Source organism: Streptomyces sp. NPDC059895 (genome assembly GCF_042731035.1).
GTDB lineage: Bacteria > Actinomycetota > Actinomycetes > Streptomycetales > Streptomycetaceae > Streptomyces.
In genome coordinates, this window is the sequence record NZ_JBHWKO010000005.1 from 267,333 (window position 1) to 291,426 (window position 24,094).

Here is a 24,094-nt window from a genome sequence, read left to right on the forward strand (position 1 = left end):
GTATCACTGTCCGTCAGGCAAGTCGGCACCAAGGACGGACGGCATGACAGCTATCTCCAGGAGCGGATCCGGCGGATCCGGACGCAGGGGCGTGGCCGCCCTCGTATGCGGTGCGCTGGCCGCCGGGGGGCTCGCGGCCGCCGGCGTCGCCGCGCTCGGACCCGTGGAGGCCGCCGCCTCCAGCCACCGGGAGGCCCCGCTCATCTCGGGAACCCCGCAGTACGACAACACCGACGTGTACGCGTTCGTGAGCCCGGACGAACCGGACTCGACGACCCTCATCGCGAACTGGACACCGTTCGAGGAGCCCGCGGGCGGCCCGAACTTCTTCCCGTTCGCCGAGGACGCCCAGTACGACCTGCACATCGACAACGACGGTGACGCGCAGGGCGACCTGCTCTTCCGCTACACCTTCACGACCCACACGAAGAACGAGAAGACGTTCCTCTACAACACCGGTCCCGTCGAGAGCCTGGACGACCCCGACCTGAACGTGACGCAGACGTACGACCTCGAGCTGATCAAGCTGAGGAAGCAGAAGGCCGTCCACCGGACGAAGCTCGCGGACGACGTGCCCGTGGCGCCGTCGAACGTCGGCAAGGCGTCGATGCCGGACTACGCGGCGCTGCGCGACCAGGCGGTCCACAAGCTCTCCAACGGCGCGCAGACCTTCGCCGGGCAGGCCGACGACCCGTTCTTCCTCGACCTGCGCGTCTTCGACCTGCTGTACGGCGGGAACCTCTCCGAGGTCGGCAACGACACCCTCAAGGGCTACAACGTCAACTCGATCGCCCTCCAGGTGCCGACCGACCTGATCACGCAGTCCTCGCACCAGCCGGTCGTGGGCATCTGGTCGACCACCCAGCGCAAGAACGCGCAGGGCCACTTCACCCAGGTGTCGCGCCTGGGCAACCCGCTGGTGAACGAGGTCGTCAACCCCATCGGGGACAAGGACGAGTTCAACGCGTCCGCGCCGTGGGACGACGCCCGGTTCCTGAAGAACGTCACCCACCCCGAACTGCCGAAGCTCATCGAGGCGATCTACAAGATCGAGGCGCCCGACGAGCCGCGCGACGACCTCGTCGACGTGTTCCTGAAGGGCGTCGAGGGCCTCAACCAGCCGCCGCACGTGACGCCGTCGGAGCAACTGCGGCTGAACACCTCGATCGAGCCGGCCGCCGAACCCAAGCGGCTGGGCGTGCTCGACGGCGACACCGCCGGCTTCCCGAACGGGCGCCGGCTCACCGACGACGTGATCGACGCCTCGCTCCAGGTCGTCGAGGGAGAACTGCTCGGCGCCAAGAACGACCTGGGCGACGCGGTGGACGAGAACGACAAGGACTTCGAGAAGGCGTTCCCGTACGTCGCCCTGCCCACCGAGGGGTCGCGCGGCCCGCTCGCCGAGGGCACCGGCGGCGGCAACGACGTCCGCAACCAGCTCGGCGACGCCCTCCAGCCCGCCTCGTCCTGGACCGACGGCGACACCGGTCTGATCGCCGCCTCCGCGGGCGCCGGCGCGGCCGGGATCCTGCTCATCGGCGGCGGCCTGATGTGGTGGCGCCGGATGCGGGGCCGGGCGTACTAGGCCCTGTCGTCGGGGCCCACCAGGCCCCGGCGCGGACCGGGGACCCTGCGACCCCGGCCCGCGCCACCCCCGACCGGCGCGGCCCGCGTACCCGTTCCCCCACGGCGCGGGCCGCGCCTCCCCCACCCGCAGGACGGACCACCCCAGGCGACCGAGGAGAGGGCATGCCCCCGCGTACGAACGACGGCGAACCGGAGCGCGAGCAGCGGTCCTGCGGACCGGGCCCCGGCCACCCCGCCGAGCAGGACGGCCGGCCGGAGAGCCGGGCCGGCGCGGGCTCGTCACGGCCCACCGGAACCGGTGACGCCCCCACCCCGGGCGACGCCGGGGACCGCGCCACCGTCGAGGAACCCCGGGTCACGACGGCCCCCCGGGACGCCGAGGCCTGCGGGGGCACCCGCGAGGACGCGGGCACCGAGGCCCGTGGGGCTGACGCGGCCGCCGGTTCCGGCGAGGTCGACGTGCGGGTCGCCGCCGTGCGCCGGGTGGGAGCCGCGGGCCGCCGGTGGCGGGCCGTCCACCTGGGGGCCTGTGCGGCCATGCTGGCCGTCGCCCTCACCGCGGGGGCGGTCGCGTTCGGCGCGGTGCGCGACGGCGGCGGGCCCCCGGTCGTCGCGGCCGCCGCGGTCTCCCCGGGGCTGCTGTCCAGGGCCGGCCTCGACGCGCAGATCGCCTCGCTCCAGGCCCATTTGCGCGCCCAGCCGCGCGACGCCGACGGGTGGGCCTCGCTCGGGCTCGCCTACGTCGAGCAGGCCAGGACCAAGGGCGACCCCTCCCGCTATCCGCAGGCCGAGCGGGCCCTGAAGCGCTCGCTGGAGCTGCGGCCCGACAACGACCGGGCCCTGTCCGGCCGGGCCGCCCTCGCCGCCGCCCGCCACGACTTCGACGGCGCGCTGAGGTACGCCGACCGCGCCCTGGAGCGGAACCCCTACAGCGAACGCGCCCTGTGCTCCCGTATCGACGCGCTCGTCGAGCTCGGCCGGTACGAGGAGGCCACGCGGGCCGCGCGGACCGCCGACGAACGGCGTCCGGGCGTCCCGGTGTTCACGCGGTACGCGTACGTCCACGAACTGCGCGGCGACACCGCCACCGCCCGCCGGGTGCTGGAGCAGGCCCTCGCCGCCTCGGTCACGCCCGGCGACATCGCCTACGTCGCCACCCAGCTCGGCCTGCTCTCCTGGAGCCAGGGCGACCCCACCACCGCCCTCGCCCACTACGCCCGCGCCCTCGCCGCCGACGAGACGTACCTCCCGGCGCTGGAGGGCCGCGCCCGCGCGCAGGCGGCCGAGGGCAGGACGGCCGAGGCGATCGAGGGGCTGGAGGACGTCGTGGCCCGCTTCCCGCTGCCCGGCCCGCTCGTCGGACTGGGCGAACTGTACGAGGCCCGGGGCGGGCGGGGCGACGCGGTGAAGGCGCGGGAGCAGTACGCGCTCGTCGACGCCTGGACGTCCCTCGCCCGCGCCAACGGCGTCGACGCCGACCTCGACACCGCGCTCGCCGCCGCCGACCACGGCGACCGGGCGGCGGCCCTGCGCGCGGCCCGCGCGGAGTGGGCCCGCCGCCACACCGTGCACACCGCGGACGCCCTCGCCTGGGCCCTGCACGTCAACGGCAGGGACGAGGAAGCCCTCCCCTACGCCCGCCGGGCCACGGCCACCGGCTACCGCAACGCGGTCTTCCTCCACCACCTCGGCATGATCGAACGCGCCACCGGCCGCACCGCCGACGCCCGCGCCCACCTCACGGCGGCCCTCGGCCTCAACCCCGGCTTCTCCCCGCTGGGCGCCCGCGAGGCCCGTGCCGCGCTGAAGACGCCGGAGGGTGCCCGGTGACCCCCCGTCGTGCGTTCGCCTCCTGCGCGGCCGTCCTGACAGCGGGGTGCGCACTCGCCCTGGGCCCGTCCACCGCCGCGAGCGCGCATCCGCTGGGCAACTTCACCGTCAACCGCTACGACGGTCTGATCGCCGCCCCCGGCCGGCTCCGCGTCGACCACGTCGAGGACCTCGCCGAGATCCCGGCGACCCAGGCGAAGCCGGACGTCGAACGGCTCGGCCTCACCGAGTGGGCCCGGCGGCGCTGCGCCACGGCCGCCGCCGACAGCGCGCTGACCGTGGACGGCCGCCCGGTCACCCTCACGTCCACCGCCGCCGAGGCGGCCGTACGGCCGGGGCAGGCCGGGCTGGACACCCTGCGTGTGGAGTGCCGGCTGACGGCACCGCTGCCCGGGGACAGGACGGTCTCCGTCGGCTTCCGGGGCGCGGGCGGGTCCGCCGGACCGGGCTGGCGGGAGATCACCGCGCGGGGCGACCGTACGACGCTCACCGCCTCGGACGTACCGGCCGAGTCCGTGTCCGGTGAACTCACCGACTACCCGCAGGAGTTGCTCTCCTCCCCGGCCGGCACCGCGACCGCGTCCCTGCGGGTGCGCCCGGGCGGCGCGGCCCTCGTCGAGGGGGAGCGCGAGGCGCCCGCCGCGTCCGTCCTGCCGCGCGGCGCCGACCGCTGGACACGGGCCCTGGACCGCCTGGTCGCCCGGCAGGACCTCACCGTCGGTTTCGCCGCCCTCGCGCTGCTCCTCGCGGTCGGGCTCGGCGCGCTGCACGCGGTCGCCCCCGGGCACGGCAAGACCCTGATGGCCGCGACGGCGGCCGCCCGGGGCGGCCGGGCCCGGATGAAGGACGTCCTGCCGCTGGCGGCGTCGGTCACGGTCACCCACACCCTGGGCGTGGTCGCCCTGGGGCTGCTGGTCACCGCGGGTTCGGCCGCGGCCCCGTCGGTGATCTCCTGGCTGGGCGTGGCGAGCGGCGCCCTCGTCCTCGGCGCGGGCGCCGTCCTGGTCCGCCGGGCCCGGCACGACCGGCGGCACGCACCCACCGCGCCTCACCGCACTCCCCCCGCCCACGAGCACGCGCAGCCACCCGTCCGCGCCCTCGCCCTGTCCGGCGCCCCCGCCCGGCACCCCCACGACGACCACGACCACGAGCGCGGGGACCACCACCACGAGCACGGGCACGGGCACGGCCAGGAGCACGGGCACAGGCACAACGGCCCCGACCACCACGGCCACAACCACCACCATCACGGCCACCCCCACCATCACGGCCACCCCCACCCCCACACCCACGGCGGCTCCACCCACACCCACTCCACCGCCCCCACCCTGCGCGGCACGATCCTTCTCGGCTTCGCCGGGGGGCTCGTCCCCAGCCCCTCCGCCGTCGTCGTGCTCGTCGGCGCGGCGGCGCTCGGGCACGCCTGGTTCGGGCTGCTGCTCGTCGTGGCGTACGGCGCCGGCCTCGCGCTGACGCTCACCGCCGCCGGGTTCGCCGTGGTCCGGCTGGGCACGGGAGCGGCCCGGTTCCTGGACCGCGGCGCGCGCCGGCCCGCGCACCCGGTCGTGGCGCTGGTCCGCCGGAACGTGCCGCTGTGGTCCGCGCTCGTCGTCGTGGCCCTCGGGGCCGGGCTGGTGCTCAAGGGGGCCGCATCCCTCGTCGCCTGAGCTACGTTTGTGGAGGTGTCCGCCCGGATGCGAAGGGGGCGCGGTGTCCGAACGACCGGGCAGTGAACGTCTGATCGCGGGCCGCTACCGGCTGCTGTCGCCGCTCGGCGAGGGCGGTATGGGGACGGTGTGGCGGGCCCGGGACGAGGTCCTGCACCGCGAGGTCGCCGTCAAGGAGGTGCGCGCGCCCGCCGGACTGCCGACCGCCGACGTGGAACGGATGTACGCCCGGCTGGAGCGCGAGGCCTGGGCCGCGGCCCGGGTCGCGCACCGCAACGTCGTCACGGTGTACGACGTGGCCGTGCAGGACGGCCGGCCGTGGGTCGTCATGGAGCTGGTGCGGGGCATCTCCCTCGCCGAACTGCTCGACGCCGAGGGCCCGTTGGAGCCGGCGCGGGCCGCGCGCATCGGCGCCGAGGTGCTGGCCGCGCTGCGGGCGGCGCACGGGGCGGGAGTGCTGCACCGGGACGTGAAACCGGCCAACGTGCTGCTGTCGAACGACGGCCGGGTCGTGCTCACCGACTTCGGTATCGCGACCGTCGAGGGCACCTCCGCGCTCACCATGACCGGCGAGGTCATCGGCTCCCCCGAATTCCTCGCCCCGGAGCGCGCGCTGGGGCGCACGCCAGGGCCCGGGTCGGACCTGTGGTCGCTGGGCGTGCTGCTGTACGCGGCGGTCGAGGGCGCCTCCCCCTTCCGGCAGGACACTCCGCTGAGCACGCTGCGCGCCATCGTCGACGAGGAACTGCCGCCGCCGCGCCGGGCGGGACCGCTCGCCCCGGTGATCGAGGGGCTGCTGCGCAAGGACCCGGCCGAGCGGCTGCCCGCCGACCGCGCCGAGCGGGACCTGCGGGTCGTCGCGGCCGGGGGTACCCCCTCGGGGGGAGGCGCCCCGCGCGCCGGCACCGTCCGGGGGACGCCGTACGCGCCGACGGTCGCGGGCCTGCCGTCGGCCGCGGACACGGAACCGCTGCCGCCGCGGCGGCCGGAGCCCTCCGCGCACCCTTCGGGCACGGGCCCGTCGCCGGCCGCCCGGGGCGAGCGGGACGGCAACCGGCGCGCCGCCGCCGTCCTGGTGGCGGGCGTGGTGGCGCTCGCGCTGGCGGTCGCCGGGCTGACGTACGCGCTGCTCGGCCGGGACGACGGGGGCGACGGCACCGGCGGTGGTGTCACCTCCTCCGGCCGGTCGCAGGGCGCGAGTGCGTCCGCGTCACCCGTGTCGCCGGCGGAGAGCGGGACCGGGAGCGAGGCCGAGTCCTCCCCGAGTCCCGGCGGGAGCGAGGGCGGGAGCGGGCAGGCCACCGGTGGGACTCCGGCGCAGTCCGTCGCGGTCGGCGTCACGGGGGCCCACACGGAGTACTCCGGCGCCTGTCCGCCGCGGGACGAGGGGGCGCCCGCCTTCACGGCGACCATCACGGTGGGCCGGCTGCCCGCGCGGGTGTCCTACCGCTGGGTGGCGGAGGAGGGTGAACTCGCCGACTCCGGCTGGCGGACGCTCGACTTCCCGGCCGGCGGGGGGACCTCGCGGCAGGACCGGGTGACCGTGACGACGTACGCGGAGAGCGGGACGTACCGGAACGCGATCGGGGTCGAGGTGCGCGAGCCGCTGCGGACGGCGTCGAACTCGGTGCCGTTCTCGGTGACGTGCGAGACGGAGGCCCCGTCGGGCGAGGCCTCCCCCTCCGCGTCACCCTCGTGAGTGACGGCTCAGGACGCGCCGTTGAGCACGGGCAGGTAGCCACCCGACTGACCGGACGCGGTCGGGTGGTAGGACTCGCCGATGTCGAGCCAGTTGACGCTGTGCAGCCAGGAGCTGCCGGAGCAGATCTCATGGCCGGAGAAGGTGGTGCGGACGTCGCCGAAGACGAAGCCGTGGGCCGCGGCCCGCTGGGCGATGGCGGTGTTCAGGTGGTCGGAGGCGGCGTTGACGGCGGAGCGCTTGGTCTCGGACAGGCCGAGGCAGGTGGTGCCCAGCTTGTAGAAGCGGGGGTAGCCGATGACGACGACGCGGGCGTTGGGCGCCTTGGAGCGGATCGCCGAGTAGACGCTGTCGAGCTGGCCGGGGAGCGTGGAGTCGATGTACGCCCGGGCCGTGTTGATGCGGGACACGCACGTGCTGTCGGAGCTGGTGACGCAGGTGGTCATGACGTCGGCGAAGCCCGCGTCGTTGCCGCCGACGGTGAGGGAGACCAGCCCGGTGGCGGAGTTGAGCGGGCTGAGCTGACCTGAGAGGACGTCACCCGTCCGGGCGCCCGAACAGGCGGTGAACGCGAACGACGAGGGGGCGTGGGCGGCGTTCCACAGGTAGGGGAAGGCCTTGGTGCTGCGCTTGCAGTCACCGCTGGAGCTGTCGTAGCTGCCGGCGCCGACTCCGGAGGAGTAGGAGTCGCCGAGGGCCACGTAGCCGCCGGTGGCGGCGAGTTGGGCGCCCTGCGCCGAGGTGGCGCCGGTGAGTGCGGCACCGGCGGCCAGGAGGAGGGAACTGACGATGACGGCAATGCGGGAACGTCTCATGGAACCTCCCTTTAGCAGCATCTCTGCCACAACCGTGGTAGCAGCTACGCGTGTTGACAGGAAGTGTTCATGCCAAGTCTTTTCGTGCCGTGTCGCGATTGATCACGGCCGCTTTGTTACGTGGCCATGCCAAATTTGTTGACAGGCCTTCAAGTCCCTTGTTCTACCCCTGTAGATGACTCAGGCTTTGCAGCAGCCGAGAGCGGCACGCCGCGACGCTCGACGCCGTGCGCGCGACTCCGCGCGCACCCCCCACAGACGCGCGCCCAACCCAGCGCGCGCCGCCTAGAGGAGGACTCCCTCGTAATGGCACACCTTCGCAGCACCAAGCTCCGCGTCACCGCCGCCGCCACCGTGGCGGCCGCCGCCCTCGTCGGCGGGCTCACCGCACTCCCCGCCCAGGCCGCACCCGCCGAGGGCAAGGTCCTCGCGGCCGGCTCCCCCACCGCCGTCAAGGACAGCTACATCGTCACCCTGAAGAAGGGCGCGGGCTTCAAGGCGTCCTCGGCCACGGGCAAGGGCCTCGTCAAGGAGTACGGCGGCACGGTGAAGAAGACGTTCGGCGCCGCGCTGAACGGCTACACCGCCACCCTCTCGGCCACGGAGGCCCGCAGACTCGCCGCCGACCCGGCGGTCGCCACCGTCGAGCAGAACCAGACCGTCCAACTGGCCGACACCACGCAGTCGAGCGCCCCGTGGGGCCTGGACCGCATCGACCAGGCCGCGCTCCCGCTCTCCGGCACCTACACCTATCCGGACACCGCCGGCGGCGGCGTGACCGCGTACGTCATCGACACAGGCGTCCGCATCACGCACTCCCAGATCAGCGGCCGCGCCTCCTACGGCTACGACGCCGTCGACGGCGACACCACCGCCTCCGACGGCAACGGCCATGGCACCCATGTGGCCACCACCATCGCCGGCTCCACCTACGGCGTGGCCAAGAAGGCGAACATCGTGGCGGTCCGGGTGCTGAACAACAGCGGCTCCGGCACCACGGCGGGCGTGATCGCGGGCATCGACTGGGTCACCGCCAACCACTCCGGCCCCTCCGTCGCCAACCTGTCCCTCGGCGGCTCCGCCTCCACCTCGCTGGACACCGCGGTCGCCAACTCCATAGCCAGCGGTGTGACCTACGCGGTAGCGGCCGGCAACAGCAGCGCCAACGCCTCCTCGTACTCCCCGGCCCGCGTCGCCGCCGCGATCACGGTCGGCGCCACCACCAGCACCGACGCCAAGGCCAGCTACTCCAACTACGGCTCGGTCCTGGACATCTTCGCCCCCGGCTCCTCCATCACGGCGGGCTGGTACACCAGCGACACCGCGACCAACACCATCTCCGGTACGTCGATGGCGACCCCGCACGTCGCGGGCGCGGCCGCGGTCTACCTGGCGGGCCACACCTCGGCCACCCCGGCCCAGGTCGCCTCGGCCCTGACGAGCGGCGCGACCACCGGCGCGGTCACCAGCGCCGGCACCGGCTCCCCGAACCGGCTGCTGAAGATCGTTCCCTGACGTCCTGCCATCTCTCTCCCCGCTGACCCGGCTCCGCTGAGACCGCGGTGAGGGCACCCAGTTCCCCGGAGGCCAAGCGCCTCCGGGGAACACTTCTGTCAGGTCCCTGATCACACTTCTGTCAGGTCCCTGATCACCCTGACCGTCCCGGCGACCGGACGACCCGCTGTGTAACGGTCAAACGAACAAAAAGGTGAGTCTCTTTCCAGGTCTTGCCATACGGGTGCAATCGTCAATACCGTCATACATCTCACCCGCATCGGACCGTCGGCAAGCGGCTCTAGGGGAGGGCTCAAGGACCGCCTCGACGGCGTCCGGCGCGGGAGCGCGGTAGGGGGGTGCCGTGCTCGGTCAGCGCACTGTGTGACCGGGCCGTGCCGCGCGGTCGGCTGCCGTTCTCCGGGGCCGTCCAGTTATGCCAGCTCACCCGGCGTGCGCGGAGAAGTCCTCCGCCATGCCGTGCCGGACGGATCGCGGAGAGGTCCTCCGCCGTGCCGTGCGGCCGCGGGTGGGAAACAACCCCCCTTTCGAACCGGACGTAGATCCGGGCTGCCCAGGGGCGGGCGGCCCACCGGACGAGAGGGACCAGACTCATGAGTTCCGTGCTGCAGCCGGCGACATCGGGCCAGGATCTCCAGGCTCCGTCCACCGCCGGGAAGTACCGGCCCATCACCTCTCACCTGGCCATCACATCGCCGGTGAGCGTCGTGATCCCCGCGATGAACGAGGCCGAGAACCTCCCGTACGTCTTCAAGACCCTGCCGGACTGGATCCACGAAGTGGTCCTGGTCGACGGCAACTCCACCGACGGCACCGTCGAGGTCGCGCGTGAGCTGTGGCCCGGCGTCAAGGTCGTCGGGCAGCGGGGCCGGGGCAAGGGCGACGCCCTGATCACCGGCTTCGAGGCGTGCACCGGCGACATCATCGTGATGGTCGACGCGGACGGCTCGGCCGACGGCAACGAGATCGTGTCGTACGTCTCCGCCCTCGTCTCCGGCGCGGACTTCGCCAAGGGCTCCCGCTTCGCCAACGGCGGCGGCACCGACGACATGACCTTCGTCCGCTGGTTGGGCAACCGGGTGCTGTGCGCCGTCGTCAACCGCAAGTTCGGCGCCCGCTACACCGACCTGTGCTACGGCTACAACGCCTTCTGGCGGCACTGCCTGGACAAGATCGAACTCGACTGCACCGGCTTCGAGGTGGAGACCCTGATGAACATCCGGGTCGTCAAGGCCGGGCTGAGGGTGCAGGAGATCCCCAGCCACGAGTACCTGCGCATCCACGGCGTCAGCAACCTGCGGGCCGTGCGCGACGGCCTGCGGGTGCTGCGGGTGATCCTCGCGGAACGGTCCAACCGCCGGGCACTGCGCCGCCGCGGACACCGGTCGCCGATGCTCGACACGGTCCGGGGAGAGGTGTCTTGAGCTCGAACGGCACCACGAACGGCACCCCGGCCGGCCGGGCCGCGCGCGCCGGCTCCGCCGGCATCTCGGTCGTCGTCTGCGTCTACACCGAGGACCGCTGGGAGGACATCCTCGCGGCCGTCGCCTCGGTGCGGGCGCAGACCCGGCCGGCCCGGGAGACCCTGCTCGTCGTCGACCACAACCCGGTCCTCCTCGACCGGCTGACCGAGGAGTACCGGGAGGCGCACGACGTACGGGTGCTGCCCAACGCGGGCCCGCGCGGCCTGTCGGCCGGCCGCAACACCGGGGTCGCGGCCTCGCACGGCGCGATCGTCGCCTTCCTCGACGACGACGCCGCCGCCGAACCGGACTGGCTGCGCCGCTTCGCCGACGCCTACGCGGACCCCCGGGTCATGGCGGTCGGCGGACGGACGGTACCGGTCTGGGCCTCCGGCCGGCGGCCCGCCTGGTTCCCGGAGGAGTTCGACTGGGTGGTGGGCTGCTCCTACCGGGGCCTGCCGCCCGGCCGGGTCCGGGTGCGCAACGTCCTCGGCGGCAACGCCTCGTTCCGGCGGGAGGCGTTCACCGTCGCGGGCGGCTTCGCCTCCGGCATCGGCCGCGACGGCGACAAGCGGCCACTGGGCGGCGAGGAGGCCGAGCTGTGCATCCGGCTCAGCCGCGCGAGACCCGACGCGATCCTGCTGGTCGACGACCGCGCGGTGATCCACCACAAGGTGCCCGAGACCCGCGAGCACTTCGCGTACTTCCGCACCCGCACCTACGCCGAGGGCCTGTCCAAGGCGCTCGTCGCCCGCAGCGTCGGCGCCGGCAAGGGCCTGGAGTCCGAACGCCGGTACACCACCCGGGTCCTGCCGGCCGGCGTTGTCCGGGGCCTGCGCGACGGACTCCTGGGCCGCGCCGGAGGCGCCCGCCGCGCCGGCGCGATCGTCGCCGGCGTCCTGACCGCCGCCGGCGGCTACCTGGTGGGCAGCGCCCGGGCGCGCCGCGACGGCACGACGTTCGCGGTCGTCCGGATCGGTGCGGGCGGGGCGACCGCCGAACACCCGGAGACCGACACCGGGGCGGCCGGAGCGGTCACGGACGCCGGGGCGGTCGGCGTGGCCGGGGGCGCAGGGGCGGAGGGAGCGGTCACGGACACCGGGGCGACCGGAGCGGCCGGGGACGCCGGGGCGACCGGAGCGGCCGGGGACGCCGAAGTGGCCGCGGACGCCGACGTGGCCGGGGGCGCCGAAGTGGCCCGGGGGACCGCGCCGTTCGGTGGTCCCGGCGGCGGAGGCGGCAGCGGCAGCGGCAGCGGCAGCGGCAGCGGCAGCGGCAGCGGCAGCGGCAGCGGCGCGAACGGCGCGGTCGCGCGTGCCGAAGCGGCCGGAGCGGCCCGGGGCGTCACGCCGTTCGGTGGTCCCGGCGGTCGCGGGAGCGGCGACGTGGGTGAGGCCGGCGGTGGGCGGGACGTGCCGCGGGCGGAGGGCGCCGCATGACGGAAGCGAGGGTTCCGATCCTGATGTACCACGCGGTCGCCGCCGAACCGAACGACGCCACCCGCGCCCTGTCGGTCACACCGGAGGCGTTCGCCGAGCAGATGGGGCTGATCGCGGACCGGGGGCTCACCCCCCTCACCACGGCCGGCCTGGCCGCCCGCTGGCGGTCCGGACGGCCCCTGCCCGACCGGCCCGTCCTGATCACTTTCGACGACGGCTACGAGGGCGTGCACCGCCACGCCCTTCCGGCCCTGGCCCGGCACGGCTTCCCGGCCACCCTGTTCGTGTCCACCGGCTGGATCCGGGGCGCGTACGACACCGGCGGCGGCCTGGACACCATGCTGGACTGGCCGCAGGTGCGCGAACTGGCGGAAGCGGGCGTGGAGATCGGCGGCCACAGCCACACCCACCCGCAGCTCGACCAGGTCGACGACGGCACGCTGCACGCCGAGCTGACCCGCTGCCGGGACATCGTCGCCGACGCACTGGGCGCCCTGCCCGTCTCCTTCGCCTACCCGTACGGCTACTCCAGCCGGCGGGTGCGCACGGCGGTACGGGAGAACGGGTTCGCCCAGGCGCTCGCCGTCGGCAACTCACTCGCCCGCCGCGCCCAAGGGCCGTACGCCCTGCGGCGGGTGACCGTCCGGCGAGGCACGGACGCCGAGGAGTTCGCACGGCTCCTCGACGGCCGGGCCGTCGCCCGCGCCTTCGCCCGGGACCGCGCGCTGACGAAGGGGTACGCGGTGGTCCGCAGGACCCGGCAGATCCACCGCAGAGCCGTCGGGACGCTCTTCTGAGCCGACGGGTACGGCCGAGTACGGCCGAGTACGGCCGAGTACGGCCGGGGCGGTCGGGGCGGTCGGCCCGCCCCGGCCGGGCCCGCGGTGCCGACGCAGAACGCATCCCATGCACCCGAATGCCCTGAAACAGCCAGAAATGCTCTGGACAAATCCGACACACCGTCGCGCAGCGCGGAAACCGGGTGCACGCGGGCGCCGTGTGCCGGATCATGGCGGCATGTCCGCGCACCCACACGACGCCCTGCCGATCCGGCTCACCGTCGACGACTCCGACTCCCCGTCCGATGTCGTCGACGCGCTGTTCCTCGGCCGGTTCGCGACGGGCGAGCAGCCGTACTCGCACGCCGCGAACATCGACCGCGTGCGCTCCGGCGCGAACCTGATCCCGCCGGACGCACGCGTGCTACGCGTCGCCCGGGACGACGACCGCAGCGCGACGCTCGCCGAGGGTGACGGCTGGACCCTGCTGGTCTCCCGCTGGAACCGCGGCGCCGACGTCACGGTCACCGCGACCAGCGCCGAACTGGCCACGAAGGTGCTCAACGAGGCCACCGACGGCGCGGCGGACGAGCCCGAACCCCAGCCGGAGAACGTGACCATGGGCTTCTGGTACGTCTCCCCGAGGCGCGGCCCCCACCGCACCACCCGGCAGATCTCCGCGGGCACCTGGGACGAGATCCGCCCCAACTACACGGCCCCGGTCGCCGACGGGATGGACCGTCTGATGGGGACGACCCCGGACGACATCGCCGGCCGGCTGCTCCTCCTGCACGGCCCGCCCGGCACCGGCAAGACCTCGGCGCTGCGCACCCTGGCCCGCTCCTGGCGGGACTGGTGCCAGGTGGACTGCGTCCTGGACCCCGAGCGCCTGTTCTCCGACGTCGGCTATCTGATGGACATCGCGATCGGCGAGGAGGACAGCACCGGCAAGGGACGGTGGCGGCTGCTGCTCCTGGAGGACTGCGACGAACTGATCCGCGGCGAGGCCAAGCACACCGCCGGCCAGGCGCTGTCGCGGCTGCTGAACCTGACCGACGGCCTGCTGGGCCAGGGCCGCAACGTCCTGGTGGGGGTGACCACCAACGAGGACCTGGAACGTCTGCACCCGGCGGTGGTCCGCCCGGGCCGCTGCCTGGCCCGCATCGAGGTCGGCCCGCTGACCCGCCCGGAGGCGGTGGACTGGCTCGGCACGGACGAGGGGGTCGGCCGGGAGGGCGCGACCCTGGCGGAGCTGTACGCGCTGCGGCGCGGCACCTCCCCGACCTCGCTGCCGGAGCCGCGGGGCGGGGCGGACGCGGGGCTGTACCTGTAGTGCTTTGATGGATCCATGACCCTGTTCGTCGGCACGTCGGGGTGGCAGTACAAGGACTGGAAGGACGTCCTCTACCCGGCCGACGTCCCCGTGCGGCGGTGGCTGGAGGAGTACGCGGCACGGTTCGCCACCGTCGAGATCAACAACGCCTTCTACCGGCTGCCCTCGCGGGAGACCTTCGCGTCCTGGGGCGAGCGCGTCCCGCCGGACTTCGTCGTCGCGGTCAAGGCCAGCCGCTATCTGACCCACATCAAACGGCTGCGGGACCCCGAGGAGCCGGTGCACCGGCTGATGAGCCACGCGGCCGGCCTCGGCTCCCGGCTCGGCCCGGTGCTGCTCCAGCTGCCGCCGACCCTGCGCGCCGACCCGGACCTGCTGGACACCTGCCTGGCGTGCTTCCCGCCCGGGACCCGGGTCGCCGTCGAACCCCGCCACGACTCCTGGTGGACACCGGCGGTCCGCGAGGTCCTGGAGTCCCGGGGCGCGGCCCTGTGCTGGGCCGACGTCCTCTCCCGCCCGGTCACCCCGCTGTGGCGGACCGCCGGCTGGGGCTACGTCCGCTTCCACCAGGGCCGCGCCCGCCCCTCGCCGCACTACGGCCGCCGCGCCCTGGAGACCTGGCTCGACCGCATCGCGACGACCTGGCCGGACGACGCCGAGGTGTACGCGTACTTCAACAACGATCCCGGGGGCGCGGCCGTACGGAACGCGGTGATGTTCGGCAGGACGGCGGAGCGGGCGGGCCTGCGGCCGACCCGCGTCCCCGAGCACACGTCACTCGCCCACCGGTGAGCCCGCGCGCCGCGCCGGCGCACGCTCACTCCCGGCAGACCGCGCCCAGCGCCCCGTCGCCCCTGGCGAACAGCCCCACAGGGCGGTCCCGTCACTCCTGATAGGCGGCCCGCAGGGCGTCCCGGACCGCGGCCAGCGCCTCGTCCTGGGTGAGCCCCAGCCGTCGCGCCCGCTCCCCGTAGGCCTGCGCGGCGGCGGCCAGCTCCCGCTCCGCCGCCGAGCCCGCGGCGGCGACGTACGTGCCGTGGCGGCCCCGCGTCTCGATCACGCCGTCCGCCTCCAGGGCCCGGTAGGCCTTGGCCACCGTGTTGGCCGCCAGCCCCAGCGACTCGGCGAGGCCCCGGACGGTCGGCAGCCGGTGGCCCACGGGCAGCTCGCCGGACCGGGCCTGCTCGGCGATCTGGGACCGCACCTGCTCGTACGGCGCGGCACCCTCAGCGATGTGGATCTTCAAGGTCACGGACCCGATTGTCCCGCACCCGCAGGAAAAGGGGAGGCGCACCCGAGCCTTCCTCTCCTAGCCTGCGCCCCATGACCGTCAGCGTGCGCGACCTGCGCCCCGAGGTGCCGGCGGACGCCGAGGGCTGCGTCCGGGTCGGGCGACTGGCCCTGCCCGCCCTGGTGTCCACCCCGCGGTCCGTGGTCCACGACCTCACCCACGCCCACCCCGCGGCCCGCTTCCGCCGGCTGGTCGCCGAGGCGGACGGCGAGATCGTCGGCACGGCCGAGGCCGGCCTCGCCCACGACAGCCCGGAGCCCGGCCAGGGCTTCGTCAACGTGTACGTGCGCCCTGGGCGCACGCGCCGGGGCGCCGGGGCGCTCCTGGCCCGCGCGGGCGAGGAGCACCTGGCCGCGCACGGCGCCGCCAGGGTGTTCACCTGGGTCCTGGACGAGCCGGGCAACCGCGGTTTCGCCGAGCGGCGCGGCTACCGGGCGAGCCGCTCCGCGCACTTCCTCCGCCTGGACCTGGCGCACGGCACACTGCCGCCGCTCCAGGACCTACCGCCCGGCGTCGAGCTGCGCACCGCCGCAGACTTCGCCGGCGATCCCCGCCCGCTGTTCGAACTCGACGCGGAGACGACCGCGGACGAACCGGGCGATGTGGGCGCCGAGCTCACCGACTACGAGGCGTGGATCGAGGAGACGTGGAGGCATCCGCTCCTCGATCCCGGCCTGACGACGGTCGCCGTCGTCGACGGCCGTCCCGCCGCGTTCACCGCGGCCCGCACGGACGGCGCGACCCGCTACGCCTCCGGCATGACCGGCACGGCCCGCGCCTTCCGCGGCCGGGGGCTGGCCCGACTCGTGAAGAACGCCTCGCTGCACCGCGCCCGCGCCGCCGGGTACCGGGAGGCCTTCACCGGCAACGACACCGGGAACGGCCCCATGCTCGCCGTCAACCGGTGGTTCGGATACGAGATCTACGCAACGGAGGTGCGGTATGTCCGCGAACTCGACTGACCCCGCCGGCTCCCCGGACCGGGTGGACGTCGTCCTCGTCAAGGGCGGCCGGACGAAGATCCGCTACCCCGCCGGGCTGCTGTCCGACGACGGCACCAGGATCGCCGTCCGGGCCCGCTGGGCGGGCGACGGCATACGGGACTTCGGCTTCGTACGGTTCGAGCCGGGAGACGTCTTCACGGAGTACTACTGGCGCGACCGCTGGTACGCGGTGAAGGAGGTCCGCGACGCGTCGGGGGCCCTGAAGGGCTGGTACTGCGACGTCACCCGCCCCGCGACGCTCACCGGCACCGACCTGGTCGTCGAGGACCTCGACCTGGACCTGTGGTGCTCCGCCGACGGCAGCGACGTACGGCGGCTGGACGAGGACGAGTTCGCGGAGAGCGGGCTGGCCGAGCGGGACCCCGGGGCCGCGGCCGCCGCCCTCGCCGCCCTCGACGAACTGGAGGTGTCCGCCGGCGCCGAGGGCGGCCTGGAGTCGCTGCTGGCGTGAGGACGTCACGCCGTGCGGCGCAACGCGTCCCGCCGTGCGGCGTGAGGGCAGGGCGTCACACCGTCGCCACCACCGCGTACCGCTCGTCGTCCACTTCCCTGCCCCACAGCTCCGGGGCGCCGGAGAGCCGCTCCACGCGCGCGTGCCCGGTGAGCGGGGCCAGCAGGGCGGTGAGCCGGTCCGCGGGTATGCCGACGGGGGCGACGGTGCCCCACACGCCCTCGACCAGCACGAGCCGCCCTCCGGGGCGCAGCAGCCCGCACCACCGGCGCAGGGCGCGGGCCGGGTCGGGCAGCGCCCACAGCACATGCCGGACGAGGACGGCGTCGAAGCGCCGGTCCCCGACCGGGGGTGCCGCCGCGTCGCCGAGGAGGACCACCGCCGCGCGTCCGGCGAGCTTGGCGCGGGCCCGGTCGGCCATCGCCGGTGAGAGGTCTACACCGGTGACGCGGTGTCCCTGCTCGGCGGCGAGGAGCGACAGACTGCCCGTGCCGCAGCCGAGGTCGAGCAGGTCGCCCGGCGGCACCGGCAGCCAGCCGCGCAGCCGCCGCGCCCAGGCGGCACGCACATCGGGGTCGCGCAGGCCGTGGTCGGGCTCCTCGTCGAAGGAGGCGGCCGCCGCGTCCCAGTCGACACACGCCGAAGTCGTCCCGTCACTCTTGTTTGCCATGCCCCAAAGGGTGACACCCACCACTGACAATCGAATCGTGACAGCCGCCACTGACAGAACAGGTGGCGATGAGGAACTCTCCCCTAACGGGTCTATCTCCGTGAAACCGCGGAACTCGGTAGCACCCCGAGGAGGCAGCCATGCGCCGCACGACCGTGCAGAAGCCCCTGAAGAAGACGGACTCCCGCAGGGTCCGCGAGGAGGCCGACGAGCGCCCCTCCGGACGCCCCGAGGTGCGAAAGGACATCGCCCGCACCTGGTGGCCGGACGGGTAGCGCCGGCCCGGTCGCCGCGCCCCCGCCCGTGCGGAGCGCGCCCCGGGCCGGCGCGCCCGCTCCCTACCTGATCTCAGCCTGAGCGCTTCCTTAAGGCCACCCTAAAGATCGTCCGCGACCGCCCCCAGCAGGCGTTTTCACGGTTTCTTGGTTCCGGCACACATCAGCACCGGTACCTAGGAGACCTCCATGTCCGCACGCCGCAAGGCCGCCGCCGTCGCCGCCCTCGGCCTGACCCCGCTGGCCCTGACCGGGCTGTCCGCCTCCCCCGCGGCCGCGCACGGCTCGATGGGAGACCCGGTCAGCCGGATCTCCCAGTGCTACGCGGAAGGCCCCGAGAGCCCGTCGTCGGACGCCTGCAAGGCGGCTGTCGCGGCCGGCGGGACGCAGGCGCTGTACGACTGGAACGGCATCCGCCTCGGCGACGCCGGCGGCCGCCACCAGGAGCTGATCCCGGACGGCAAGCTGTGCAGCGCGAACAACGACGAGTTCAAGGGGCTCGACCTGGCCCGCACCGACTGGCCGGCGACGAGCGTGAGCGCCGGCTCGTACACCTTCAAGTACCGGGTGACCGCCCAGCACAAGGGCACCTTCACGGTGTACCTCACCCAGGCCGGCTACGACCCGGCGCAGCCGCTGGCCTGGTCCGACCTGGATCTGGAGAACCCGGTGGCGACGGTCACCGACCCGGTCGCGTCGGACGGCTTCTACACGTTCTCCGGCGCCCTGCCCGAGCGTTCGGGCCGGCACGTGCTGTACGCGGTGTGGCAGCGCTCGGACAGCCCCGAGGCGTTCTACTCCTGCTCTGACGTCGCCTTCGGCGGGGACGGCGCCACCGGCTCCGCGGGGCAGAGCGACACCGGGGAGCAGGACGACACCACCGAGCAGGACGGCAGCGCCGCGCAGGACGGCAGCGCCGCGCCCGCGGCCTCCGCTCCCTCCGACGAGCAGATCGAGGCCGGTGCCGACAAGTCGACGATCGAGCACCACGGCCACGGCGACCAGGACGCCACCACCACGACGGACGCCACACCCGCGAGCGAGGCGTCGCAGACCGCCGCTGCCGGCGACCCCAACCGCCCGAAGGCCGCCGGCAGCACCACGAACCTCGCCGAGACCGGCGGCGACAGCAGCACCCCGTACATCGCGGTCGGGGGCGCCGCCGTCCTCGCGCTGGGCGCGGCCGTGCTGTTCGCGTCGGTCCGCCGACGCGCGGTGGGCGGCGGCCGCCACGGCCGCTGACCGCACGGACCCCGGGGCCTGAACGGCGGCTCAGGCCGGTCAGGCCCCGGCATACGCACCCGGTGACCGGCCGCTCGCCGGCACACCGGGGTGGCGTGTGCCGGGCCGGAACGGGGATCACGCCTCCCCCGGGCCGGCCTCCCCGCCCCGGGCCGGACCTCCACGTCGGGCGGGCTCACGCCCCGGAACGGGATCACGCCCGCCCCCGGACCGGCCTCCCGCCCCGGGCTCGCCTCCCCGCCCCCGGGCCGGACCTCCACGTCGGGCGGGCTCACGCCCCGGAACGGGATCACGCCCGCCCCCGGACCGGCCCGCCGCGCCGGCCGGGCTCACGCCGCCAGTGTCCCCAGCGTCACCGCCCTCGGTCCGAATTTCGCCCGTGCGCGGTCGGCGACCTCCTCGATGCGGCGGGCCTTCTCGTCCACCGGGTCGAAGGTGAGCTGGTGGGTGGCCTGCCCGGCGGGGGCGAGGCCCTCGGCGCGCAGGGCGAGCGCGCGGACGCGGGCGCGCTGGAGGCCGAGCGCCTCGTAGAGGTCGTACGCGGTCCGGGTGAGCACCGGCGAGTGGGCGGTCGGCTCCCGCAGGGTGCGGCTGCGGGTGGTGGCGAGGGAGCTCCCTCCGTTCGAGCCCGTCCGAGAGGGGGGTTGGCCGGCGTAGCGCACGGTGAGGGTGAGGGTGCGGCAGACCTTGTCCAGGGTGCGCAGCCGGGAGCCGAGTTCCTCGGTGGCCGAGAGCAGGGCGCGGCGGTGCCGGTCGGGGTCCAGTTCGTCGCGGGTGAAAGGGCGTTCGGTGGCCAGCATGGGGGTCCCCCCGCTCGAGCGAAGCCGAGAGTGGGGGAGGGAGACGCCGTCGGGGACGACCCGCCCCCGGTCGACGCCGTTCGCCCGCTCGTGCAGGTCCCGGCCCGCCCTCGCCCCGACCAGCCGCTGGAGCGTGGACAGGGGCGCGACGGCGACCCGGCCGAGGGTGTCGAGGCCGTACTCGCACAGGGTGCGGGCGGTCGCGGTGCCGATGCCGGGCAGGGCGACGACGGGCCTCCCGGCGAGGAACTCCCCCACCGCGTCCTCGGGCACAGCGCACGTCACCCCGGGCCGGGCCTCCCGCATCGCCATACGGGCCAGCATCGGGCCCGGTCCGGCGCCGATCGCGCAGTCGACCCCGTGCAGCGCGAGGGCGCGGACGCGGATCACCGAGGCCAGCTCGGCGGCGCCGCGCCCGAAGTAGCGTTCGGCGCCCCGCAGATCGGCCAGCGCCCCGTCCGGCGGCAGCGCCTCGACCACCGGGGTGAAGTCCTCCAGGAGCCCGAGCAGCCCCGGCAGGGCCGTCTCGCGCGCCGGCGGCAGCTGGAAACGTACGCAGAGGATGGTCATCCCGCACTCCCCGGACTCTGGTGCCACAACTTCCTTCCCACCGCGGGCCCTTCGCCCGCGGGGCGCAGATCGGCCCAGGGGTGCATCCGGTACCCCGTGGGCATGCGGATGTGCCGCCGCTCCATCGCGTCCTGGGCCGCGGACCCGGCCGGCGCGGGCAGCCCGTCGGAGCCGGCGAGCCGCCTGCGCGCCGGGCCGTCGGCGCCGGCGGGCGCGGGGCCCTCGGCCGCCGTGGAACCCTCGGCCGCCGTGGAACCGTCGGCGGGCGCGGAACCGTCGGCGGGTGTGGGGCCGGCCGGTTCGGCGAGCCGGGCCGCGACCCCCTCCAGCCCCTCCTCCCGCCGTATCTCCAGCAGTTCGGCGAGGTTCCAGGCGGCGGCGCCCACCACGCTGAGGCTGCGCGGGCCGCGCCGCTGCACCACCCCGCGCACCAGCAGCAGCCAGGAGTGGAAGACGGTGTGGGCGCAGGCGTCGTGGGAGTCGTCGAAGAAGGCCAGGTCGACCAGGCCGGTGCCGTCGTCCAGGGTGGTGAAGATGACCCGTCTGCCGGAGCGGATCGGCGGGGTCTGGGTGGCCGCCTTGGCGCCCGCGACCAGCACCGTCCCGCCGTGCCGCGCCTCGCGCAGCCGGCGCGCCGACACCACGCCCAGCTCGCGCAGGAACTCCCGGTGGTCGTCCATCAGGTTGCGCGAGGCGTCCATGGACAGCACGCCCAGTTCGGCGCTGAGCCGCTCCTCGGAGGTGAGGTCGGGCAGCCCCGCCGGGGCCGTCCCGCGCCCGCCGGCCAGCGGGAGCTGGCCGCCGCCCGCGCCCCGGGAGCCGCGGTGCAGCTCGGTCAGGTGCAGTTGGAGGTCGCGCCGGTTGGCGCCGAAGTCGTCCAGCGCGCCCACCTGCGCGAGGCGCTGCGCGAGCGGCCGGCTCGGCCGGGCCCGTTCCCAGAAGTCGAGCAGCGAGGCGTACGGCTGCCCCTCCTCGATCCGCCGTGCCTCGGCCTCGCTGATGCCGTGCACGTCGGAGAGGGCCAGCCGGAGGCCCCACCGGCCGGAGTTCCCCGACCCCCCCATGGAATCCGCCATGGCTCCCCTGGATTCAGACATCAGTTCGATCCGATGGGCGGCTCCCGAACGGTTCACGTCCAACGGCAGGATCGGCACCCCGCGCCGCCGCGCGTCCGCCAGCAGCAGCCGCTTCGGGTACATCCCGGGGTCGTGCGTGAGCAGCCCGGCGTAGAAGGCGGCCGGGTGGTGCACCTTCAGCCACGCCGACTGGTACGTCGGGACGGCGAAGGCCACCGCGTGCGCCTTGCAGAAGCCGTACGAACCGAAGGCCTCGACGATTCCCCAGGTCCGCTGAATCGTTTCTGCGTCATATCCGTTCGCCGCCGCGCGCTGTGCGAACCAGACCTTGATCCGCCCCTGCGACTCCGGGTCGGACAGCCCGCGCCGCACCCGGTCCGCCTCGCCCCGGCCACAGTCCGTCATGACGGCGACGATGTCGATGACCTGCTCGTGGAAGACGACGACCCCGTACGTCTCCTTCAGCGGCCCCTCCAGGTCCGGGTGCGGGTACCGGACCGGCGCCCGCCCGTGCCGCGCCTCGATGAACGGCCGCACCATGTCGGCGGCGACCGGCCCCGGCCGGAACAGCGAGATGTCGACGACCAGGTCGTGGAAGGTGCTCGGCTGGAGTCGCCCGACCAGGTCGCGCTGCCCCGGCGACTCGATCTGGAAGCAGCCCAGCGTCTCGGTGGACCGGATGAGCCGGTACGTCGCCGGGTCGCCCGGCGGCAGGGCGTCCAGGTCGACCTCGGCGCCCGTCACCCGCCGTGTCTCCGCGACCGCGTGCGCCATCGCCGACTGCATCCGCACGCCCAGTACGTCCAGCTTGAGCAGCCCGAGGTCCTCCACGTCGTCCTTGTCGAACTGGGACATGGGCAGCCCCTCGCCGCTGGTCGGCATCACCGGTGTACGGGTGAGCAGGGAGGCGTCGGAGAGCAGGACCCCGCAGGGGTGCATGGCGACACCGCGCGGCAGGGCGTCGAGGGCCTCGACCAGCTCCCACAGCCTCCCGTACCGCCCCTCCTCCCGCCGGTGCTCCGCCGCCAGCGCCTTGAGCTCGGGCAGCTCCTCCAGCGCCGCGCGGGCGTCGCGCGCCCGGATGTGCGGGAAGGACTTGGCGAGCCGGTCGATCTCGGCGGGGTCCAGGGACAGGGCCGCGCCCACGTCCCGGATCGCGTGGCGGACCCGGTACGTCTCCGGCATCGCGACCGTCGCGACCCGCTCGGCGCCGAACCGGCCGATGATCGCCCGGTAGACCTCCAGCCGGCGCGCGGACTCCACGTCGATGTCGATGTCGGGCAGCACCACCCGCTCCTTGGACAGGAAGCGCTCCATCAGCAGCCCGTGCTCGACCGGGTCCGCGTGCGCGATGCCGAGGAGGTGGTTGACCAGGGAGCCGGCGCCGGAGCCGCGCGCGGCGACCCGGATGCCCATCTCCCGGACGTCGTCCACGACCTGGGCGACCGTCAGGAAGTAGGAGGCGAAGCCGTGGTGGGCGATGATGTCCAGCTCGCGGTGCATCCGCTCCCAGTACGCGCGCCGCCCCTCGTAGCCGCGCAGCACCATCCCCGCCGCCGCCCGCGAGGCCAGCGCCCGCTGGGCGGTCCGGCGGCCGGCGCCGACGAGGTGCGGCTCGGGGAAGTGGACGGTACCGATGCCGAGGTCGTCCTCGGGGTCGACCAGGCACTCGGCGGCCGTCGCCCGGGTCTGCTCCAGCAGGCGGTGGGCGGCCTCGCGCCGGAAGCCGGCGGCCTCCACGATCCGCTCGGCGGCCCGCAGCATGGCGTCCGGGTCCTTCAGCCAGGCCTCGCCGGAGTCCAGCTCCCCGGCCGGGTCGATCGGCACCAGGCGGCGGGCGGCGTCCAGGACGTCGGCGACCGGACCCTGGCCCGGGTCGGCGTACCGGACGGCGTTGCTGAGCACCGGGCGGACCCGCTGTTCGGCGGCGAAGCCGACGGTACGGGCGGCCAGCCGCAGGGAGCCGGGTCCGGTGCCGGTACGGCCGTGCCAGACGGCCTCCAGGCGCAGGGCGTCGCCGTGGACCTCCCGCCAGGGGGCGAGGAGCCGCGCGGCGCGGTCCGGGCGGCCCGCGGCGAGGGCCCGGCCGACGTCGGAGTCGGGGCCGAGCAGGACGGTCAGACCGTCGCCGTGCTGGTCGGCCCAGGACAGCAGGGGGGTGCCCGCCGCGGTGTGGGCGGCGGTGACGAGCCGGCACAGACCGGCCCAGCCACGGGCGCCGTTCCGGGCGAGGAAGGTGACGCGGGGGGCCGACTCGTCGACGAAGGCGCCTCCGCGCACCGGGGTGCGGCGCCGCTCCCGCCGTACGGCTCCGTCCCCGGGGACCGGCTCGGGGGGCACCACCGCCAGATCCACCCCGAACAGCGGCCGCACGCCCGCCTTCGCGCAGGCCTTGGCGAAACGGACCGTGCCGGCGAGGGTGTCGCGGTCGGTGAGGGCGAGGGCGTCCATGCCGCGTTCGCAGGCGCGCTCGGCCAGCCGCTCCGGGTGCGAGGCGCCGTGGCGCAGGGAGAACCCGGAGACGGTGTGCAGATGCGTGAAGCCCGGCATCCACACCTCCCACTATCGAACATCAGTTCAAAACTGCC

General features: G+C 74.7%; 18 protein-coding genes and 1 pseudogene. 14 read left to right on the forward strand and 5 right to left on the reverse strand.

Features of this window, described 5'->3' with window-relative positions; translation table 11 throughout:
* Nucleotides 1–43: 43 nt before the first annotated feature.
* The 4 genes from ACFV9M_RS08685 (at nucleotide 44) to ACFV9M_RS08700 (ending at nucleotide 6,783) form a co-directional block, all read left to right on the forward strand.
* Nucleotides 44–1,585 (forward strand): DUF4331 domain-containing protein, encoded by a 1,542-nt coding sequence (locus ACFV9M_RS08685; protein ID WP_385066805.1) that lies wholly within the window; start codon nucleotides 44–46, stop codon nucleotides 1,583–1,585.
* Between the two features lie 164 nt (nucleotides 1,586–1,749).
* Nucleotides 1,750–3,417: a tetratricopeptide repeat protein gene (locus tag ACFV9M_RS08690; RefSeq protein ID WP_385071062.1), complete on the forward strand. Its 1,668-nt coding sequence runs from the start codon at nucleotides 1,750–1,752 to the stop codon at nucleotides 3,415–3,417.
* Complete coding sequence (locus ACFV9M_RS08695) at nucleotides 3,414–5,084, forward strand: nickel transporter (protein WP_385071060.1); 1,671 nt, start codon at nucleotides 3,414–3,416, stop codon at nucleotides 5,082–5,084. The genes ACFV9M_RS08690 and ACFV9M_RS08695 overlap by 4 nt, the downstream gene beginning before the upstream one ends.
* A gap of 43 nt (nucleotides 5,085–5,127) precedes the next feature.
* Nucleotides 5,128–6,783, forward strand: coding sequence for a serine/threonine-protein kinase (locus tag ACFV9M_RS08700; protein WP_385071057.1), 1,656 nt, complete (start codon nucleotides 5,128–5,130; stop codon nucleotides 6,781–6,783).
* An 8-nt stretch (nucleotides 6,784–6,791) separates the two neighbouring features.
* On the opposite strand, the gene ACFV9M_RS08705 is transcribed toward ACFV9M_RS08700, so the two are convergent.
* Entirely contained in the window at nucleotides 6,792–7,598 is an 807-nt protein-coding gene (locus ACFV9M_RS08705; protein WP_385071054.1) for an SGNH/GDSL hydrolase family protein, read from the reverse strand.
* 306 nt (nucleotides 7,599–7,904) lie between these two features.
* On the opposite strand from ACFV9M_RS08705, the gene ACFV9M_RS08710 reads away from it, so the two are divergent.
* The 6 genes and pseudogenes from ACFV9M_RS08710 to ACFV9M_RS08735 all read left to right on the forward strand — a co-directional run bounded on the left by ACFV9M_RS08710 (nucleotide 7,905) and on the right by ACFV9M_RS08735 (nucleotide 14,919).
* Nucleotides 7,905–9,113 carry a S8 family peptidase gene (locus ACFV9M_RS08710; protein WP_385071051.1) on the forward strand — a complete coding sequence of 403 codons (1,209 nt, stop codon included), beginning with the start codon at nucleotides 7,905–7,907 and terminating at the stop codon, nucleotides 9,111–9,113.
* Nucleotides 9,114–9,706: 593 nt separating this feature from the next.
* Nucleotides 9,707–10,537 (forward strand): glycosyltransferase family 2 protein, encoded by an 831-nt coding sequence (locus tag ACFV9M_RS08715; RefSeq protein ID WP_385071048.1) that lies wholly within the window; start codon nucleotides 9,707–9,709, stop codon nucleotides 10,535–10,537.
* A 62-nt stretch (nucleotides 10,538–10,599) separates the two neighbouring features.
* A pseudogene (locus ACFV9M_RS08720) lies at nucleotides 10,600–11,553 on the forward strand (glycosyltransferase family 2 protein); the annotation flags it as partial.
* A 458-nt stretch (nucleotides 11,554–12,011) separates the two neighbouring features.
* Entirely contained in the window at nucleotides 12,012–12,812 is an 801-nt protein-coding gene (locus tag ACFV9M_RS08725) for a polysaccharide deacetylase family protein (protein ID WP_385071045.1), read from the forward strand.
* Between the two features lie 220 nt (nucleotides 12,813–13,032).
* Nucleotides 13,033–14,127, forward strand: a complete 1,095-nt coding sequence (locus tag ACFV9M_RS08730; RefSeq protein ID WP_385071043.1) for a DUF5925 domain-containing protein — start codon at nucleotides 13,033–13,035, stop codon at nucleotides 14,125–14,127.
* A gap of 15 nt (nucleotides 14,128–14,142) precedes the next feature.
* Nucleotides 14,143–14,919: a DUF72 domain-containing protein gene (locus ACFV9M_RS08735; protein WP_385071040.1), complete on the forward strand. Its 777-nt coding sequence runs from the start codon at nucleotides 14,143–14,145 to the stop codon at nucleotides 14,917–14,919.
* A gap of 91 nt (nucleotides 14,920–15,010) precedes the next feature.
* On the opposite strand, the gene ACFV9M_RS08740 is transcribed toward ACFV9M_RS08735, so the two are convergent.
* A complete protein-coding gene (locus tag ACFV9M_RS08740) occupies nucleotides 15,011–15,379 on the reverse strand; it encodes a GntR family transcriptional regulator (RefSeq protein WP_385071037.1) in 369 nt (122 codons plus the stop codon).
* A gap of 71 nt (nucleotides 15,380–15,450) precedes the next feature.
* Here ACFV9M_RS08740 and ACFV9M_RS08745 point away from each other — a divergent pair, with 71 nt between their 5' ends.
* Together ACFV9M_RS08745 and ACFV9M_RS08750 are read left to right on the forward strand one after the other, a co-directional pair.
* Entirely contained in the window at nucleotides 15,451–16,380 is a 930-nt protein-coding gene (locus ACFV9M_RS08745) for a GNAT family N-acetyltransferase (RefSeq protein WP_385071034.1), read from the forward strand.
* Nucleotides 16,361–16,873: a DUF402 domain-containing protein gene (locus tag ACFV9M_RS08750; RefSeq protein ID WP_385071032.1), complete on the forward strand. Its 513-nt coding sequence runs from the start codon at nucleotides 16,361–16,363 to the stop codon at nucleotides 16,871–16,873. The genes ACFV9M_RS08745 and ACFV9M_RS08750 overlap by 20 nt, the downstream gene beginning before the upstream one ends.
* A 55-nt stretch (nucleotides 16,874–16,928) precedes the next feature.
* Here the strand turns inward: ACFV9M_RS08750 and ACFV9M_RS08755 are convergent, their stop codons facing one another.
* The gene (locus tag ACFV9M_RS08755) at nucleotides 16,929–17,543 is read right to left on the reverse strand and encodes a class I SAM-dependent methyltransferase (RefSeq protein ID WP_385071029.1); all 615 of its coding nucleotides are present in this window, start codon (nucleotides 17,541–17,543) and stop codon (nucleotides 16,929–16,931) included.
* A 140-nt stretch (nucleotides 17,544–17,683) separates the two neighbouring features.
* On the opposite strand from ACFV9M_RS08755, the gene ACFV9M_RS08760 reads away from it, so the two are divergent.
* Both ACFV9M_RS08760 and ACFV9M_RS08765 read left to right on the forward strand, forming a co-directional pair.
* Entirely contained in the window at nucleotides 17,684–17,818 is a 135-nt protein-coding gene (locus tag ACFV9M_RS08760) for a hypothetical protein (RefSeq protein ID WP_385071026.1), read from the forward strand.
* 189 nt (nucleotides 17,819–18,007) lie between these two features.
* A complete protein-coding gene (locus tag ACFV9M_RS08765) occupies nucleotides 18,008–19,060 on the forward strand; it encodes a lytic polysaccharide monooxygenase (protein WP_385071023.1) in 1,053 nt (350 codons plus the stop codon).
* Between the two features lie 329 nt (nucleotides 19,061–19,389).
* Here the strand turns inward: ACFV9M_RS08765 and ACFV9M_RS08770 are convergent, their stop codons facing one another.
* Both ACFV9M_RS08770 and ACFV9M_RS08775 read right to left on the reverse strand, forming a co-directional pair.
* A complete protein-coding gene (locus tag ACFV9M_RS08770) occupies nucleotides 19,390–20,430 on the reverse strand; it encodes a hypothetical protein (RefSeq protein ID WP_385071020.1) in 1,041 nt (346 codons plus the stop codon).
* Nucleotides 20,427–24,056 (reverse strand): DNA polymerase III subunit alpha, encoded by a 3,630-nt coding sequence (locus ACFV9M_RS08775; protein ID WP_385071018.1) that lies wholly within the window; start codon nucleotides 24,054–24,056, stop codon nucleotides 20,427–20,429. The genes ACFV9M_RS08770 and ACFV9M_RS08775 overlap by 4 nt, the downstream gene beginning before the upstream one ends.
* Nucleotides 24,057–24,094 lie beyond the last annotated feature (38 nt).